General features: G+C 53.8%; 2 protein-coding genes. Both read left to right on the top strand.

Features of this window, described 5'->3' with window-relative positions; translation table 11 throughout:
* Positions 1-21: 21 nt before the first annotated feature.
* Complete coding sequence (gene ftsX, locus I2D94_RS18025; protein ID WP_195397905.1) at positions 22-927, top strand: permease-like cell division protein FtsX; 906 nt, start codon at positions 22-24, stop codon at positions 925-927.
* Complete coding sequence (locus tag I2D94_RS18020) at positions 924-2,270, top strand: murein hydrolase activator EnvC (protein WP_195397904.1); 1,347 nt, start codon at positions 924-926, stop codon at positions 2,268-2,270. Before ftsX ends, I2D94_RS18020 begins: the two co-directional genes overlap by 4 nt.
* Positions 2,271-2,488: the final 218 nt, after the last annotated feature.

Here is a 2,488-nt window from a genome sequence, read left to right as displayed (position 1 = left end):
ACGAGGGAGGGTATATCAAACATGATTAGACGATTCTTCCGGCATATCCGCGAGGGTTTTTATGGTGTGGGCCGGCACGCGGCAATGTCGGTGTCGAGCGCCTCGGCGGTGACGATCACGTTGCTGATTATCTCGATCTTTATGATTGTGACAGGCAACATGCAGGAGGTCACCCAAAATATCGAAGGCTCGGTGAAGATTTCGGCGTTTGTAGCCTATGACCATGAGGAACAAGCACAGCTGGACATGATCCAGGCGACGATCAAGAATCTGGAACATGTGGTCAGCGTGGAATACTCAAGCAAGGATCAGGAATTCGACGAGCTGATGAAAACGTATGAGGATGAAAGCGCCAGAGAAGCGCTGGAAACGTATCGGGAGGATAATCCGCTGCACGACGCGTTCTATGTGGAAGTAAACGACGGGGACGCGTTAAAGGACACGGCGGAAAAGATTCAGGCAATCGAAGGGATTGAAACGGTGAACTACGGCGGGGACAGTGCGCTGATGTTTGTCCGAACGCTGAACTCCGTGCGGTTTGGCGGGGCGATTCTGGTGGCGGGCTTAAGCGCGCTGGCGATTTTCTTGATCGCGAACACGATCAAGCTGACGATTTACGCGCGAAGCAACGAGATTGCGATCATGCGGGACGTGGGTGCGACGAATGGGTTTATCCGGGCACCGTTTGTGGTGGAAGGAATGATCATCGGAGCGCTGGGCGCGATCATTCCGATTCTGTTTACGATCTTTGGTTATGTCTTAATCTATGACAAGCTGGGCGGGGTGTTGTTTTCGGAGATGTTCAGGATGACGCCGCCGCATCCGTTTGTATTGCAGCTGTCGCTGATCTTATTAGGGATCGGCATGGTTGTCGGGTTGATCGGCAGCTTCATGTCGGTAACGAAATATCTGAGGTGGAAACGATGAAAAAAGCAGGACTGATTCTATTAAGCGTCCTGTTAATGACGGGCATGGTTTTGCCGGTCATGGCGGACGACGACGAAGACGTTTATTACTTGACGATGTGTTCCGGTTCTGATTTATCCGAAGAACAGAAAAACGAATGCAGGGAATATGCTTCCCGGCGCAACAGTGAACTGGCGCAGCAGCTCAGCGACATCAAGGCCAAACGCCAGGAGATTGAGAAGGATCTGGCGAAGATCGGTCAGGAGATCCGCGGCTATGACGCGCAGATCGCCCAGCTGACAGCGCAGATCAGCGAGCTGGAAAAGCAGATCAGCGAAAAGGAAGCATTGATCGCCCAGCTGGAAATTCAGATCCAGCAGAAGGAAGATGAGATCGCGGCGCTGCGGGAAAAGGTGGAACAGCGATTAGTCCGTTCCCAGCAGACGATGCACACGAATCAGTTTTTGGATTTCTTAATGGGCGCGGAGGATTTCGCTTCACTCCTGCGCCGGATTCAGGGCGTTAACGATATCATGAATTATGATAAGAAGTCGCTGGAGGAACTGAAAGCGCTGATGGACGCGCTGGAAGCGGATAAAACGCAGCTGGCCGAGGAAAAAGCGGGACTTGAAACAAGCAAGACGGAAGTCGAAGCAAAGAAAGCCGAGATCACGCAGCTGCGGGTCGTCGCGAAGATCGCGCAGGATGCGGCGGAAAAGCAGGCGGCGGATCTGGAAGCGCTGGGCAATCAGATCACGGCCAATTTGTCCGCATTTAAGGGCCTTCTGTCGTCAATCGACTTCAGCGGGATCGACAGCTCAACCGGCTTTACCAAACCTAACGGCGGCTATCTGAACAACGGCACCTGGTATTACAGCAGCGGCGGTGTTCATCTGGGAATGGATATCATGGCCGGGATCGGCACGCCGATCGCCGCGGCGGGCAACGGCGTCATTCTCAACAGCGCCGACGGCTGCGGAAATAATGGCTATCTCGGCAATACCTGCGGCGGCAGCGGCGGAAGCCGGGGCGGCGGGAATCAGGTGTATTTGTTAACTAACATCAACGGGACGACCTACGCGGTCAAGTATCTGCACATGAGTCCCGGTTCTCCGATCGCGACCGGTTCTGTGGTAAGTGCCGGCGATCAGATCGGCACAGTCGGTCAGTCCGGCAACGCAAGCGCGCCGCACACGCATATCGAAGTGTTCAAGCTCGGCACGATGTCGATTGAAAGCTATGCCAACAGCTGGAACGGTGATCTGGCCTTCGGGGCCGGCTGGGGTTCCGGCGCGTTAAGCAATACCTGTGATAAGCGCGGCGCACCGTGCCGCGTGAAGCCGGAAACGGCATTCGGCTATTGATGGATAGCGGTTTAGTTTCGGTGCTTCTTGCGCTTAAGGTATTTCTTGCGCTTAAAAGGAAAAGCTGTTCCCAGCTGCGCTGGATCTGAGAATAAAGCAAGGTGAATGACGATCGGGAGAACCCGTGCCGTTCACCTTTTTGGCTCTTTCAAAAATAGTGTTGGTGAGAGAAAAACCGAAACAAGAAAGACGCAGATGAGTTCCAGAAATGGGACTCA

Origin of the sequence: Holdemania sp. 1001302B_160321_E10, from assembly GCF_015552275.1 — a bacterium.
In the GTDB taxonomy this organism is placed as follows: Bacteria; Bacillota_I; Bacilli_A; order Erysipelotrichales; family Erysipelotrichaceae; genus Holdemania.
Note: the sequence above shows the minus strand (reverse complement) of the source record. Positions and strands in the feature narration are given on the sequence as shown.